Origin of the sequence: Methanoregula sp. PtaB.Bin085, from assembly GCF_002067035.1 — an archaeon.
GTDB lineage: Archaea > Halobacteriota > Methanomicrobia > Methanomicrobiales > Methanospirillaceae > Methanoregula.
This window is the reverse complement of record NZ_MVQB01000019.1, coordinates 17,429-31,074: the sequence shown is the minus strand read 5'-3', so window position 1 is coordinate 31,074 and position 13,646 is coordinate 17,429. Positions and strand designations below refer to the sequence as shown.

The 13,646-nt window shown below is 56.8% G+C and carries 14 protein-coding genes and 1 pseudogene; 8 read left to right on the top strand and 7 right to left on the bottom strand.

Annotation, left to right across the window (positions count from 1 at the left end; genetic code table 11):
* Nucleotides 1–13: 13 nt before the first annotated feature.
* Nucleotides 14–892, bottom strand: a complete 879-nt coding sequence (locus A4E33_RS03735) for a hypothetical protein (protein WP_292346346.1) — start codon at nt 890–892, stop codon at nt 14–16.
* Between the two features lie 291 nt (nt 893–1,183).
* On the opposite strand from A4E33_RS03735, the pseudogene A4E33_RS14700 reads away from it, so the two are divergent.
* The 4 genes and pseudogenes from A4E33_RS14700 to A4E33_RS03720 all read left to right on the top strand — a co-directional run.
* Nucleotides 1,184–1,447, top strand: a pseudogene (locus A4E33_RS14700) (IPT/TIG domain-containing protein); the annotation flags it as partial.
* A gap of 156 nt (nt 1,448–1,603) precedes the next feature.
* Entirely contained in the window at nt 1,604–2,266 is a 663-nt protein-coding gene (locus A4E33_RS03730) for a PEGA domain-containing protein (RefSeq protein ID WP_292346345.1), read from the top strand.
* A 147-nt stretch (nt 2,267–2,413) separates the two neighbouring features.
* Nucleotides 2,414–4,114, top strand: coding sequence for a PEGA domain-containing protein (locus A4E33_RS03725; protein ID WP_292346344.1), 1,701 nt, complete (start codon nt 2,414–2,416; stop codon nt 4,112–4,114).
* Nucleotides 4,115–4,411: 297 nt separating this feature from the next.
* Complete coding sequence (locus A4E33_RS03720) at nt 4,412–5,287, top strand: PEGA domain-containing protein (RefSeq protein ID WP_292346343.1); 876 nt, start codon at nt 4,412–4,414, stop codon at nt 5,285–5,287.
* A gap of 311 nt (nt 5,288–5,598) precedes the next feature.
* Here the strand turns inward: A4E33_RS03720 and A4E33_RS03715 are convergent, their stop codons facing one another.
* Both A4E33_RS03715 and A4E33_RS03710 read right to left on the bottom strand, forming a co-directional pair.
* The gene (locus tag A4E33_RS03715) at nt 5,599–6,000 is read right to left on the bottom strand and encodes a DUF473 domain-containing protein (protein WP_292346342.1); all 402 of its coding nucleotides are present in this window, start codon (nt 5,998–6,000) and stop codon (nt 5,599–5,601) included.
* 6 nt (nt 6,001–6,006) lie between these two features.
* Nucleotides 6,007–6,744 (bottom strand): proteasome assembly chaperone family protein, encoded by a 738-nt coding sequence (locus tag A4E33_RS03710; RefSeq protein WP_292346341.1) that lies wholly within the window; start codon nt 6,742–6,744, stop codon nt 6,007–6,009.
* Nucleotides 6,745–6,778: 34 nt separating this feature from the next.
* On the opposite strand from A4E33_RS03710, the gene A4E33_RS03705 reads away from it, so the two are divergent.
* The 4 genes from A4E33_RS03705 (at nt 6,779) to A4E33_RS03690 (ending at nt 9,658) form a co-directional block, all read left to right on the top strand.
* Nucleotides 6,779–7,096, top strand: coding sequence for a DUF5611 family protein (locus A4E33_RS03705; RefSeq protein ID WP_292346340.1), 318 nt, complete (start codon nt 6,779–6,781; stop codon nt 7,094–7,096).
* A gap of 9 nt (nt 7,097–7,105) precedes the next feature.
* On the top strand, nt 7,106–7,798 hold the full coding sequence (locus A4E33_RS03700) for a zinc ribbon domain-containing protein (protein WP_292346339.1): 693 nt from the start codon (nt 7,106–7,108) through the stop codon (nt 7,796–7,798).
* Nucleotides 7,799–7,864: 66 nt separating this feature from the next.
* Nucleotides 7,865–9,391 carry a zinc ribbon domain-containing protein gene (locus tag A4E33_RS03695; protein WP_292346338.1) on the top strand — a complete coding sequence of 509 codons (1,527 nt, stop codon included), beginning with the start codon at nt 7,865–7,867 and terminating at the stop codon, nt 9,389–9,391.
* A gap of 81 nt (nt 9,392–9,472) precedes the next feature.
* Nucleotides 9,473–9,658 carry a hypothetical protein gene (locus A4E33_RS03690; RefSeq protein ID WP_292346337.1) on the top strand — a complete coding sequence of 62 codons (186 nt, stop codon included), beginning with the start codon at nt 9,473–9,475 and terminating at the stop codon, nt 9,656–9,658.
* A 53-nt stretch (nt 9,659–9,711) separates the two neighbouring features.
* Here the strand turns inward: A4E33_RS03690 and A4E33_RS03685 are convergent, their stop codons facing one another.
* From A4E33_RS03685 to A4E33_RS03670, 4 genes are all read right to left on the bottom strand, one after another.
* Nucleotides 9,712–10,983 (bottom strand): WD40 repeat domain-containing protein, encoded by a 1,272-nt coding sequence (locus A4E33_RS03685; protein WP_292346336.1) that lies wholly within the window; start codon nt 10,981–10,983, stop codon nt 9,712–9,714.
* A gap of 98 nt (nt 10,984–11,081) precedes the next feature.
* Nucleotides 11,082–11,603, bottom strand: coding sequence for a PEGA domain-containing protein (locus A4E33_RS03680; protein WP_292346335.1), 522 nt, complete (start codon nt 11,601–11,603; stop codon nt 11,082–11,084).
* An 81-nt stretch (nt 11,604–11,684) separates the two neighbouring features.
* Nucleotides 11,685–12,548 carry a PEGA domain-containing protein gene (locus tag A4E33_RS03675; protein WP_292346334.1) on the bottom strand — a complete coding sequence of 288 codons (864 nt, stop codon included), beginning with the start codon at nt 12,546–12,548 and terminating at the stop codon, nt 11,685–11,687.
* 97 nt (nt 12,549–12,645) lie between these two features.
* Nucleotides 12,646–13,605 carry a PEGA domain-containing protein gene (locus A4E33_RS03670; protein WP_292346333.1) on the bottom strand — a complete coding sequence of 320 codons (960 nt, stop codon included), beginning with the start codon at nt 13,603–13,605 and terminating at the stop codon, nt 12,646–12,648.
* Nucleotides 13,606–13,646: the final 41 nt, after the last annotated feature.

Below are 13,646 nucleotides of genomic sequence, written 5' to 3'. Positions count from 1 at the left end.
TCGGTCTTCACTGTTAATTCACATCCTTCACATAGATGAGCCGGACATGGTCAAAAGAGGTTGTCTGTGTTGTCCGGTTATGGAGCAAAAAATCCGCCTTCACGGTGAGGTTTTCAACATTCACGGATTTGATAACATGCCAGCTGGTCTTCCGCGGGAGCAGAAATTCCCGCTCGTCTTCGTTGATGTAGAGGGCATTATCACCGGCCTGCCTCTCCAGCACGATAATGTTCCGGTACCCGTCCGGGCTCCGGGAAGTGAAGTCGTCGAGCGACAGGGTGATGTCGTAGCTTGTGGAGGCAAACGCCGGCTCGCGGTACTCCGCATTGTCGAGCACGGCTGCGGCAAGGCCCGGGCCGATCCCCCGGAACAGGACAACATCGCTTGTCAGGACGGATAGCCCTTCCGCCTCGTCAAGCCTGTCCTGGATGAACTCAAAGAAGATCCGGTGCTCTTCGGGATACGCTGCCTTCTGTTCAGCCGTGCTCCTCTCGTACCGGCGGAACTCCGAAGTATTGTCCATGAACCCGGGGGACATCCACCACGCGATCGCGGCCGTGGCGGCCTGGGAGAAGTTCCGGGCAGTGTACGGTACAAGATCTGCGGCAGGTGGCTGCGTGAGTTCCAGATCGGCGGAAGCAAGATGTTCCGGTATAACGGGTCCGGATACTGCCTGAGCTTCCACGATCGGATTGGGTGCCGGAACAACAGGTGCAACTGCTGGTACTGAGAGCGTCGCGGCCATACAGGGGCACTGCGCGGCAGAGGATACAGGCGCCCCCCCTCCTGCGCTTCCCGCCAGGGAAACTGCAGCGGTTATCACGACGATGGCAAGGCAGAGTGTGGCGACAAAGACCGGAAGTCCGGGAGAGGATCCTGTATCAGCTGTCATCGGGAGATCACCTGATGACGCTTGTTGTTCTCCGGCGCTGAATAACCTTGCGGATTCGTGATAATACAGGTTCAGGATCAGACTTCCGTTTTTTTCGCAGTCATGGCGTGATTTAAAAACAGCCCGGCCCTACCGGGATGTAATGCCTGGTATCGCGGTCCGGGAAATCACTGCCGGAGAAATCTGGTTATCCCGCGGCGAAATCGTCTGCAGGACGGGAACTGCCCGGAAAATGAATAAATTTCATAACATATATCAGGCGTCGGAACCAAATTCAGTTATCCAAAGAAAATGAGATGCATTGGCATGAATGGTTTGAGGATTATCATTTGTTGGATCCTTCTGTTATTTCTGGTGTTACCAGTGACTGCAGTTGGAGGCGATGCGATATCTGGAATCTCCCCCTCCTCGGGTCAAGCAGGTAATAGTTATACTGTTACCATCACCGGTGCCAACTTCACTAACACAAGTGGATCCGTCAGGTTTGAAAAAGGTAGTGACGATTTCAACTGTAATTCTCCGACAACTTGGGATTATATATCTCCAACTAATAAAATCGTCTGTAAAGTAAAAATACCATCGAATGCAGATCTTGGATATTGGAATCTAATAGTCGTCAAGGGTTGGGATAAAACAGAAATTTTAAAAACCAACGCATTTGCCGTATCTGAGGAAATGTCTATCACATCTATCACTCCTACGTCCGGTCGAATGGAAACCGATGTCGATTTTACCATCGCTGGGAAGAATTTTAATAAGGATTATATCGATGATGTTTTCCTTTCAATCGATGATTTTGATACAAATATTTCGGCCGATGATTTTAAAGTTGACTCATCAACCAAGATTACTGGTACTTTCGATCTCGGTGATGTCGACGAAGAAGGTGATTACGATATATGTATCATAGACGATTTCGGTTCAGTTGAGTGCAAGAAAAAGGCATTTGAGGTCATAACCAACGCGGAAGGGACGCTCGAGATTGACTCAAACCCCTCCGGCGCAGCTATCTATATCGACAATGTTGCCAACGGGACCACTCCCCGGGATATCGATATCCTTGTCGGAACCTATAAGGTCATCCTGAAAAAGGCCGGATACCAGGACTGGTCAAAAACCGTAAACGTTCAGGAGGATGAGACAACAACGATCGACGCGACCCTGTATGCTGCCCCGACAGCCACACCGACGCAGACGCAATCGACCCCTTACCCGACAGCTACGCCCACGACCGCGAGGACAACGATCAAGTCGACCATGAAGATCCCGACAACCTATGCGGAAGTTCCCACCACCACAGCAGCTTCGCCAATTGAACCCTGGGTGATCATCGGTGCGGTCTGCCTTGCGCTCATTGCACTCAGGAAACGCTGATTGGCAACCAGCCGGTCATCCTTTTTTTTTACACGGGCAGATGACGCTGCCGTGAAAATGAAATAAAAATCAAAAAATATATCATAGAGCGCGGTGCCATTTTTCTTATCATTTCTGGAAACGGGAAAGGATTATCAGGTGTACTCCATGAAAGAACGAGATTTCACTAACCTTGCAGGATTTTTTATCCTTATTGCTATGCTCGCAGTCCCGGTCTCGGCAGCGAATTCGATCGTGCTGAACGCGGGAAACAGCCAGTCGGCAACGGTGGACACTGCTGTAACCACTCCGCCGAGTGTCATTGTCAGAGATGCGGCAAATGTCCCGATAGAAGGTATCGAGGTCACTTTTACCGTCACCACCGGCGGGGGTTCGGTAACCGGGGGGAGCGATACTACTGATTCGGATGGAGTTGCCACTGTCGGCAGCTGGAAGCTGGGCACAACAGCCGGATCGAACACGCTCACTGCTTCGGCTGCAAACGGAACCACGTCCTTTGTCTTCTCTGCAACCGGCACAGCAGGACCTGTCACGCAGATCGTGAAGAATGCCGGGGACGGGCAGTCGGCTACGATCGGTACGGCGGTCACCACCCCGCCGAGTGTTAAGGTGATGGATGCTTTTAATAACCCGGTGAGCGGCGCGTCGGTCATATTCTCGGCAATGCCGGCCAGCGCCTCGGTATCCGGGGGCTCGCAGACAACCGGCAGCGATGGTATCGCTACAGTCGGGGGCTGGACATTAGGCACGGTGACCGGATCAAATACCCTGACGGCAACATCCGGTTCGCATTCGGTGATCTTTTCGGCAACGGCAACGGAATCAGCAAACCCGCCCACCATCACCAGCATTTCACCAGCGGTGGGTCTGAACACCGGCACAATCTCGGGTGTCGCGATTGCAGGAACCTATTTTTCGTCCGCCGGGGTAACGGTCAACCTCACGAGATCGAACAGGGCCAACATCACGGGTACCTGCACCCGGAACAGCGCGACATCCCTTACCTGTTCCTTCCCCCTTTCCGGAGCAGATGATGGATCGTGGAACGTGATAGTTACCAATGCCGATGGCAAAACCGCCACGAAGAGCAGCGGATTCACGATCATCAAAGAGTCTGACAGCGATGTGACCATCACCTCAATCAGCCCGGCAACCGCCAGGGCCGGCGATGATTTCAGTTTCACAATAACGGGGAAGGATTTCATCACCAGCATGGTGTACGAAATTTACCTCTACAATGGCGAATCGGACAATATCACGGCCGATAATGTCGCAGTCCAGTCGGCGACCAGCATCAAAGGGAAGTTCTATCTCAACAGTGATGCGGATGTGGACACTTATTATGTCTGTATAAAGGATTCTTTCGGAGGTATCGAGTGCAAGAAAAACCTCTTTAAGATCACGACCAACAAAGTCGGCAGCATTGAAATCGACTCAAAACCCACCGGCGCCACAATTTATCTTGATGATGTCGCAAACGGCACGACACCGAAGACCATCGACGACCTGACAATCGGGTCCTACAAGATTGTACTGAAAAAGAGCGGGTACCAGGACTGGTCAAAAACGGTAAAAGTCGAGGAAGATAAGGAGACGGAGGTGGATGCCACCCTGTACGCTGCCCCGGCAACAACGGCAACGCCAGTATCCACGACCATCCGGACATACACGTACGCGACAACGCCACCGGTAAAATCCACGACCGCAGCCCCGGCCTCACAAAAAACGAAGGCCCCGATGCCGACAACGTGGGCCGAGACCCCGGCAGCGACAGAGGAGTCGCCGGTCGAGCCCGCGTTTATCGTCGGTGCAGTCTGCCTTGCCCTCATTACTCTCCGGAAACGCTGATCCAGTCGCGGGAAGAGAAGTACCTTTTTTCCGGCATTCAGAACCTGTCCGGGGGTAATTATCACCTGCCAAATACACGCAGGATGAATGCATATCCGTCCCTCTCGTACCGTGAACGAACCAGAACGGATACAGGAGAATGAACCCTGCTGGTACCTGATGTCCCCGGCCCGCAGGTAGAGGACACCATCATTCTCGTCAGTACGACCCGTTGAATGAGAATAGCCTCATTGAGAAGGTATATGAAACAACGACACCAAATTTCTTCATCCAAATCTCCGGTGAAGATGTTCCAGCATGAAACGATTCTCCCTCTGTATCTGCCTCATGATTGTGTTCCTGTTTGTCCTTGCTGCAATACCCCCGGCTGCCGCTCTCCCGAGGATCACCGGTGTCTCCCCGAGCACTGCGCCGAACGACGGCACGTTCACGCTGACGATCACCGGAACAGAGCTGACCGGTGCTACCATGGTGAGGCTGAATAAATGCAAGCTCAAGACCGGTGGGTCCAGTGAACCCCCGTTCACCGGAACAATAAAATCTGCCGGCCCGACGAAGATTGTCGCCTCATTTAACCTCAACGGCAAAAAAGTCGGCCAGTATGATGTCTCCGCCCTTGTTCCCACTGACATATCATCCGATAACTGGGCTGTCGGAGAAGGAATATTCCAGATATACGATTCCACCAGTTCAAAACCGACCACCACGACCACAGTCACCGGGACAAAGACGGTGACTGAAACAACACCTGAAGACTCAGGCGACGGGGAAAACAGCGTCTTCTTCGAGACGAATCCCACCGGTGCAACGATTTACCTTGATGGCGATGAGATCGGCAAAAGCCCGTTCATATTCAGGACAAACAAGGACGGGACGCACGATGTGCTGGTGAAACTGGAGGGATACGAGGATTACTCCTCGACCGTCACGATTGTGAGGAACCAGCGGGTTTATTTCTCCTCAGGGGCACTCATACCGCTCCCCCCGAATAGTACCTCATCGGCAAACGGATCCGCGATTCCGGGCAAGACTCCGACCAAGACAAGGATTACCCTGAAACTCACGCCGCTGGGGACCGTGGAAACCCCTGTGGAAGAATCCCCCGTGGGTCCTGCCACAATCCTCTGGGCAGTTGCTGCGGCTATGGCGTTTGTCGTGATTCGGCGCCGGTAACACATCCCGCTCTCTCCTCTGGTTCCCGCAGGTATCGCCGGCTTTGTCTGACGGGATGAGAAAAGAAAAAATGGCTCTGGAGAAAACCTGCCGACGTATGGATTTTTGTTGGGATGGAACCACGGGCGCCCGGGGTCTTTCGACCCCCGTCCCGTGAAGCGTTACCGTATCCGGGCATCTCCTCCATGATCGACAACGGGGGTCAGGGGGGCCTGCACCCATGGGCTGCCTCCCTCTTTGGGGGAGAGGGGGTCTCACCCGTTAATTCCCAGTGTGCATTGAAGGAATGGATTTTTACAGAACCGAAAAATTTACCCTGCATGGTAGCAGGAGGACTTGAGCACTTCCACCTCAACGGGACTGGTCAGTCCTTCGTGGTACACGCCCTTGATGACGGAGGATGCACAGTACTTCACCTGCACGCGGGCGGACATCCGCTCGCGCTCCTCATAATACCTGCCACCCTGCGAATATTCCACGAGCCGTTTCATCGTGATGCTTGTCGAGAGCACGTACACGCAGATCCCCGCATCGCCCGGACCCAGGTCGTCGAGATCGATGGAGGTCAGGAAGATGTGGGTATCGGGGCCCGGTTCGACCGAGTTGATGGTGATGATGTTGTGCGTGCTCTGGAGCTCGATCGTGCGGGGCCGTCCCGCCTTGATATCCTTGATCACTTCGGGGGCAATGCCGGTGAGTGCAGCACAGCGCATCAGGAATCACCCGTACATCGGCAGGTCTTTTTTCGGTGTCTGCTCTGCCTGCTGCTGGACTTCTTCAGCGAGTTTTCCCATGCTCTGCTCGATCTCGACCGCCTGCTCGATCAGGGGCTGGGTATCGAGCCCGAGATCGTAAAGCTTGTTGAGGACCTCGATGGTTGCGGCAGATGCCCGGGGATCGGGGGCGTTCACGGTCTCGCCCAGCAGGCCGTAGCCGTTGATCCCCCTGACCTTGCATTCTGTCAGGATACTCGAGGCGATACCGGAGATGCTGCCGATCGGGAGCATGATCGTGTGGTCCTGAATCCGGGCGAGGGCACCGGTCGACGTTGCAACGCCGAAGACCCGTTTCTCCGGTTCGTTCGTGACGATCCCGGCAATCGTGAGGACCTCTTTGGGCTTATACGGTATCAACCAGTCGAGGATGCCGTTGGAGATCTCGTAGCAGATCATCGGGGAGATCGGTATGTCCGCGACGATGGCAGTAATATTGAATTTATCGTTGTTCTTGGAATAGAGGCGGACCGGGTCGTTGATGATGCCACGGTTCATCATGGCGAGCGGGGGGAAGAACTTCGAGGTCATCGATCCGACCTGCTCGAACTCCATCTGGTCCACCATGTACTGGAGTGCGATGGTCCCGACAAGCCCGCTCCCCGGAAAACCCATGAGGACCGCCCCGTTGAGCGGCAGGGGTTTTGAAAAGATCCTGAGATCGGTTGATTGTTCTGCCGTCATTAGATTAACATACACCCACGAGTAAAAAAGTATTATGCAAGAATACCCCATCAAGCGAGGGCTGACAAAAGATCTTGAGGAACGGGCCGTTGCGCAGCTGAAGGTCTGTTTCGGAAAAGAGCCGGAAAAGACCGACAAGGGGTACCGGATCAGGTACGGGGCACTCAAGCGTCTCGATGTGATCATCGGTGCCGGCAGCAAGTCGGTCATCATCGACACGGAGTCCGATACCGGCACTTCCGATGATGTGATCATCGATACCAACAAGCGGTTCCGGACTTACCTTGACGTGGTCACCGGATTCACCACCAAGGAACGGGTCAAGCGTGCAAAGAGCACGGTTGAGGACTAAATTCCCGGCATGATCGTGTGTGAAGCGTGCGGGATGGCAGTGCCGGATACCAGCACGTTCTGTACCTCCTGCGGGGCGATGCTCCCCGCCCCGGCCGGATCCGATCACGCCGGTGCGGCTGAACCAGGCAGCGGCGATCGGGAGTTCCTGATCTGGGAACGGAAGATTCCGCTGATAACCAACCCGTATCTCGTTGCTCAGTGTATCGGTATCCCCCTTCTCCTCGGGATAATTCTCGGGTCAGTCTTCCGTCTCATAACCGGGGCAGACGATATGCTCCTGATGTTTGTTGTAGTGGGCGCTTTCATGGCGCTGGTCTTTCTGTTCGTGACTGCCATCCTCCATATCGTGACCGGCGGAGGACTCCTGACAACATTCTGCATCGGGCCCGATGGAGTCAGCCACAGGGCCGGCAGGATGACCGCAGGCATTGACCGGGCGGCAACGGCCGGTGCGGCACTCATGGGATCCATGGGGGGCACGGGTGCCGGGCTCATCGCCATATCGCAGGAATACAATACCCTTGAATGGAACGATGTCCGTTTTATCTCGGTCTATCCCTCCCTGCGATCCATTGTCTTCCGTTCACCGTGGCTGATCAGCCCGGTCGTCCTCTACTGCACGGAAGAGAACTATCCCCGGGTGCTTGCGTTTGTCCGGCAGTATGCTCCTGCCGCAGCTGCCCGGAACATGCGAATCTGAACATTCCCCCTGACAAAAGCAATCCTCTTAAGAGAGCGGGTACAATGACTCTTACGTGATTATCCTATGCCGTTCTGCCCCGAATGCGGTAAAAGTGTAGGCGCCACGCAGAAATTCTGCCGATCCTGCGGGGCGTCGCTTGCCGAAGAACCGCCCGTTGCTGCATCAGCTCCTGCATCAGCCCCTGCAGCAGCTCCTGCTGCGTCGCCGCCTGTTGCCGGGCCTGTCTGCCGATCCTGTGGCGCATCTCTCGCACCCGATGAGAAGTTCTGCGGGGTCTGCGGAGCAAAGGCAGGGAATGCTGCAGTTTCCGCCCCGGCCGTGGCGCCGTCACCGGTGTACCAGGCTCCCCCGCCACCCCCGCCGGTCTACCAGCCCCCGCCGCCGGCACCGGCGTACCAGCCCCCCGCCCAGCAGTATGCAGCCCCGTTCGCCGCTCCGGCCGGGCTTGTCTGCAAAGCGTGCGGCAACCCGATCAAACCGGGCGACAAGTTCTGCAGCAAGTGCCTTGTGAAAGTCCCGGAGATGCCCGTTCCCGCTCCGGCACCCTACCAGCCTCCGGCACCGGCCTACCAGCCCCCGCCGCCTCCGCAGTACACCCCTCCGGCACCGGTTGCCGCCCCCCCGGCTGCCCCTGCCGGCGGGCTTGTATGCAAGGCGTGCGGCAACCCGATCAAACCGGGCGATAAGTTCTGCAGCAAGTGCCTTGTGAAAGTCCCGGACATGCCCGTTCCCGCTCCGGCACCCTACCAGCCTCCGGCACCGGCCTACCAGGCACCCCCGCCGGCACCTGCAGCAGCCCCGGCACAGGGTGGCTATACCTGCGCCTCCTGCGGCAGCCCCGTCTCCGGCTCCGAGAAGTTCTGCGGGATCTGCGGGTCGCCCGTTGTTGCCGCAAAACCCGCCGCCCCGCCTGCCCCCCCGGCACCTCCGGCAGGTAAATTCTGCGGCAGCTGCGGTGCACCCATCACCGGTACGACAAAATTCTGCGGCAGCTGCGGCGCAGCGGTCGGTTCTGCCCCCTCCGGTGGTGGTGATCCTTCCTTTCGGCCCGGCGTCCCGGTAACACCGGGCGGCGAAGAAGTCATCGGTGTCATCGCCAATACGCGGAAGGTGAAGTTCCTCGGCGCATCGTGGGACACCTGGAACATTGTCATCACCAGCCGGCGCATGATCCTCGTCCAGATGACCTCTGCGATGATCACGGCGGCAGTAGCAGAGGCTCAGGCAAAGGCAAAAGCGGAAGGCAAAGGATTCTTCGGGATCATGAAAGACCAGATGGCCGCCCAGTTCGGGTATGCAACCCGCTACGAAGCGATGCCTCCGGATATGGCACTTGCAGAAACCCCCGGTAATTTTGCGATCGAAAATTCCCGGATCACCGCCATCAACCTCAAGCTGAAGGACACGGGTTCCGGCGACTTCGAATACAATGAATTCAAAATCTCCATCGAGTCGGCCGATGGCAGGCACGAGTACATGATGGCGGAAGACGACCGGTATATCAACCTGCTGAAACAGGTGTATGGTGACCGCGTGCACATGCCGTTCGGGTACTTCCGGGTCGGGGCAGCGCGGATTAAATTCTTCTGATTTTTCCGTTTTTCCCAAAAAAACGGGTGGTTTACCCAGTTTACCCAAAACTATTAAATAAAAGGCAAAAAACTACTACCTATGGAACAAGGACTCCGTTACATGAATACCATCCTGGTATTCCTTACTGTCGGCCTGATGATCTTCAGCGCGTACCCGATGATCGAGAGCGGCGGTATCACTATCGTGATCCTGATCTTTGTGCTTTCGGGCATTGTCGCGCTGGCTACGTTCATCTATACCGGCGAGTTCAAAAGGGAGAACTAATCCCACCCTTTTCCTTTACGGTCAGGGAATTCCGTTCTGACCGACCCTTCTTTTCAGCGCTGCATGCGCATGAGCAGGCAGGCTGCCGCAAGCGCTAGAAGAACGGGCAGGGGATCAGCCGCCGCATACGTTGTCGGCCTGGCCGGAACCGCTGGTGACGGAGTTGCCGGAACGGTTGTCATGGCTGCCGTGGTCACGGTCGTGGTCGGGACCGGTGCCGGATTCGTTGTCGGCACCACGGTGAACGTGTCCTGTACAGAGGTTATCGTGATTTCTGGGACAGCAAAATCCCCGAGCACGGTAAAGCCGTAGATGTTGCGCTGGTCGGCAACCACGATCTTCCTGCCGTCGCTGCTGACAGCAACGGAGCGGGGCTGGATGATGTCGTCGGTCTTCTTCCAGGTAAGGATGCTGCCGCTCCGGTCAAAGACGGTGAGATTCCGGTCGATCCCTCCGGAAGCGATCACCGATCCGTCACGGGAGACGCTGACTGCATTGACCCACTGTCCGGTCCTGAACTTCCAGCGGACAGTGCCCTTTCTGTCGAGAACCACCACCTCTTTGTCCTGCCCTCCGAGAACGATGACGGAGCAGTCGGACGAGCAGTCCATATCGATGATCGGCTCTTTTGTCAATTCAGAACGCCAGGTGAGCATCCCGTCATTCCGGTACGATGCCGCCTCCCTGCTCCCGGCGGTGATGATGGTTGATCCGTCATTGGCAATACAGACGAACCGGTCGCTGCTTTCGGTCCTGTTGTCATACCATTCAACCTCCAGTTTCCGGTTGAAAAAACGCAGTCCGCTGTCTGTCGTGGCAACAATAAGGTCCGAAACGGGGGAATACGTCAGGGAATGTGCCGTTGCATTCATGGTGCGGGCAACATAGTCGCCATACCTGTTCCATGAGATGTAGTTGCCTTTGTCGTCAGCTGCGATGACAGATGATCCGTCCGGCGACACCGCCACGGCCTTCACATACCCATCCATGTTGCGGGTCCAGTTCTCGACGCCGTTTTTGTCATAGACCGCCACCTTGTTTCCCTCGCCCAGTACAACCCGATTACCATCCAGGCTCAGTGCTGCAGCCTGGGCAGGACGGTATCCCCAGTGGATGGTGTAATCCCACGAACGGATGTAGATAGAACTGCCCCCGGCATAGATGAGCGATGCATCCGGGAGGGTGATGATACCGAGATACGGCCCTTCTTCAGGAGCTCGTTCCTTCCAGTCGGTTTTGAGGATTGCAGCCCCCGCCGTCACGGCGAGGCCTCCCGCCAGGACAATGCACAGCAGGAGCAGCCGGACCATGTTCCCTGTCTTCATGCTCGTATCTGCAACCGGTTACCCAATGCGGGTATAATGGGTTTGTGGATGGAAGACCGGACACTCTTTGGAAAAACGGGGACCCGTGAGGAAAAAGATTACCGGAATTTCTTTCTGGCAACGATCGCGGCACCGAGCGCTGTGATCCCGGAAATCATTTCGAATCCCGGCGTCTTCCGCGTGGGGGGTGCCGGGGTCGGGGGCGTTGCCGTTCCTGCGGCCGCGAGTTTCGTCATCACCAGCACCAGCTCCTTTGTCTGCCCCCCGGTCACCGGAGCCGTAACGGACAGGTCCGAATAGCCATCCTTTTTCAGGAGGATCGTGTGTGCCCCGGGCGAAAGGCCGGGAATCACGGCGGGGGAGATCCCCTGCCGGACACCGTCGATATACACGGTCGCGCCGGCGGGGGATGTCTGGATCGAGACGGAGCCGGTGGCTGCCGCTGCCGGGGCCGCGGTTGTCCTGACAGCGGTTGTGGGAATTTCGGTGATCCGGATAGTGCCGCCCGGGGCTCCGCCGCCCAGAACGATCTCACCGCCCATGTAGTTTTCCGCAAGGGTGCCTGCGGGAATCGCGGCTATACAGAGTATTGCAACAAGAAGAATCGTTCCTTGATTCATACTCAGCTGTACTGCCCCAACCATTTTAATATTACAGTTATTCCCGGCGGCATCATGGATTCCGAAGGACTGGAAAAAGGATTACGGGGATTTTCTGCAAAGAACAACGCCCGCGGCGATCAGGCATGCCGCAGCAACGATCCCGGCTCCCGGGGCGCCGCTCCTCTTCGTTGTCGGGACAACCGGTGCCGGTGCTGCTGCTCCGCTGCTCTTCTGCAGTGCGGAGGAGTATGTGTGTGTTCTTCCCGCGGAAACAACGACCGGGATGGACAGGTCATCATAACCGTCGAGCCTCAAAAGGAGCGTGTGGCTGCCGGGAGCGATCCCCGGGATGGTGGCAGGGGTGATCCCCTGCTTGATGCCGTCGATATAGATGACAGCACCGGGCGGATCGGTGGCGATCGCAAGCGATCCGAGGTTTTCAGGGTTCGACTGCGTTCCAAGAGCCGATTTCAGGGCGCCATACTCCGGAGAACCTCCGGATGGTGTCGCGGTAACGGTACTGGTGGCAGTCACCGGTACGGTTGTCGGGACAGGAGAGCGCGTCGTCCCCTGGAAGAGGTGCGCTTCCTGGTCATAGTACGCATAGGTCACCTTGCCGGCACAGACGCTCCGGTAGGCGATATAATAGGTATAGCCCGGCTGGGAGATGACAATGTGATGGGTTCCCGGTGTGGTTACATAGTAGTTTACCGGGTGTTCCTGGTAGGTCCCCGACCCGTCTGCCTGTACCTGTTTTCCGTCAATAGTGACCTCGCTGTGACCGGATAACTCCACGATCGCAAGGAGGCTCTGGCCCTTGAGGCCCGGGATGGCATGGTCGGCGCACGTTGCACCCCCGACTTCCTTGTAATAGATACTGTCGTTTGCCGTAATGTTCTGGAACGCTGCCGCCGTCCCGGCAAGGATGAGCAGGGCAGCAACCAGGATGAGCAGGGATCTCATGCTTGTTATTTTCATATGCTTGCTTTTATGATCTTCTTTTTACACAAGGTTCCGGCCGATCCCGTCCGGAAAAAGGAGGTTTTTCCAGCATGTGCCGCTATTTCCGCAGGAACAACAGGACCCCGAGCGCAGCAAGACCGCAGGCTGCCCCGAATCCCGGGGACTGTGCCCTTGTCGTTGGTGTCCGCTGCGTGGTGGCCGTCGTGAGCGGTGCTGTGGTGATTTCCGCGGCCAGCGGCGTCAGGCCGGTGGAGAAGTCGTTCCGGATTCCTGCAGCAACGGAGACAGGCGTCGAGAGATCCTGGTATCCTTCGCGTTTTAAGAGGACAGTGTGGCTCCCCGCGGCAAGGCCGGGGATCGTTGCCGGCGAAACACCGCGCTGGATACCGTCAATGTAGATGGCAGCACCCGATGGCGTTGTTACCACAGAGAGGGAGCCGGTGCCCGCCGCGGTGGTCCCGGCCGCTGCTGTCGTGCCGGCAGCCGCGGTTGTCGCAGTCACGGCAGCCGTAGTGGCCGTCGTGGCTGTGGTGGTTGCCGCCGCGGTCGTTGCGGTCGTTGTCGGAACCGCCGTTGTTGTCGTTGTCATGGTCGTTGTCGTGGTTGTGGTGAGCGCGACAAGATCCTTGTGGACATACGATACCTTCTGGGAACAGATATTGACCGTCCCGGAGTAGCTCTTGTAACCGTCCCGCGAGAAGGTGATGGAATGAGTACCGGTCTCCACGAAGCCCGTGTATGGCGTGTAGACGGGCGGGTTCAGGCAGATCTGGTCCGGAAAATGGCCGATACAGTGCTTGTACGTCCAAGGGGAACCATCGAGGTACACAGTTGCGCCGTCGGGAATGCTGTCGACATCGAGTTCCCCCATGCCCGCCGGTGTCCCCACCTGCGCGGAGTCATCCGAGCATTCGGTATACCCGGCCAACGTGTAGATACCCGGTGACAGGACGGCACTCCCCGCGGGGGTTATGCCGAGTTCTACGGCATCCGCAGCCTTTGCAGTCACGGTGCCGGTTAGCAGGCAGATACAGAGTACGAGGATAAGGAGTTTCATACCATCCGGTATAATGCGGAGGGTAATATTATTTTTGAGGG

Coding starts and splice junctions, on each gene's coding strand:
- A4E33_RS03735 (WP_292346346.1), bottom strand. CDS start 892: ATGACAGCTGATACAGGATCCTCTCCCGGACTTCCGGTCTTTGTCGCC.
- A4E33_RS03730 (WP_292346345.1), top strand. CDS start 1,604: ATGGAAACCGATGTCGATTTTACCATCGCTGGGAAGAATTTTAATAAG.
- A4E33_RS03725 (WP_292346344.1), top strand. CDS start 2,414: ATGAAAGAACGAGATTTCACTAACCTTGCAGGATTTTTTATCCTTATT.
- A4E33_RS03720 (WP_292346343.1), top strand. CDS start 4,412: ATGAAACGATTCTCCCTCTGTATCTGCCTCATGATTGTGTTCCTGTTT.
- A4E33_RS03715 (WP_292346342.1), bottom strand. CDS start 6,000: ATGCGCTGTGCTGCACTCACCGGCATTGCCCCCGAAGTGATCAAGGAT.
- A4E33_RS03710 (WP_292346341.1), bottom strand. CDS start 6,744: ATGACGGCAGAACAATCAACCGATCTCAGGATCTTTTCAAAACCCCTG.
- A4E33_RS03705 (WP_292346340.1), top strand. CDS start 6,779: ATGCAAGAATACCCCATCAAGCGAGGGCTGACAAAAGATCTTGAGGAA.
- A4E33_RS03700 (WP_292346339.1), top strand. CDS start 7,106: ATGATCGTGTGTGAAGCGTGCGGGATGGCAGTGCCGGATACCAGCACG.
- A4E33_RS03695 (WP_292346338.1), top strand. CDS start 7,865: ATGCCGTTCTGCCCCGAATGCGGTAAAAGTGTAGGCGCCACGCAGAAA.
- A4E33_RS03690 (WP_292346337.1), top strand. CDS start 9,473: ATGGAACAAGGACTCCGTTACATGAATACCATCCTGGTATTCCTTACT.
- A4E33_RS03685 (WP_292346336.1), bottom strand. CDS start 10,983: ATGAAGACAGGGAACATGGTCCGGCTGCTCCTGCTGTGCATTGTCCTG.
- A4E33_RS03680 (WP_292346335.1), bottom strand. CDS start 11,603: ATGAATCAAGGAACGATTCTTCTTGTTGCAATACTCTGTATAGCCGCG.
- A4E33_RS03675 (WP_292346334.1), bottom strand. CDS start 12,548: ATGAGATCCCTGCTCATCCTGGTTGCTGCCCTGCTCATCCTTGCCGGG.
- A4E33_RS03670 (WP_292346333.1), bottom strand. CDS start 13,605: ATGAAACTCCTTATCCTCGTACTCTGTATCTGCCTGCTAACCGGCACC.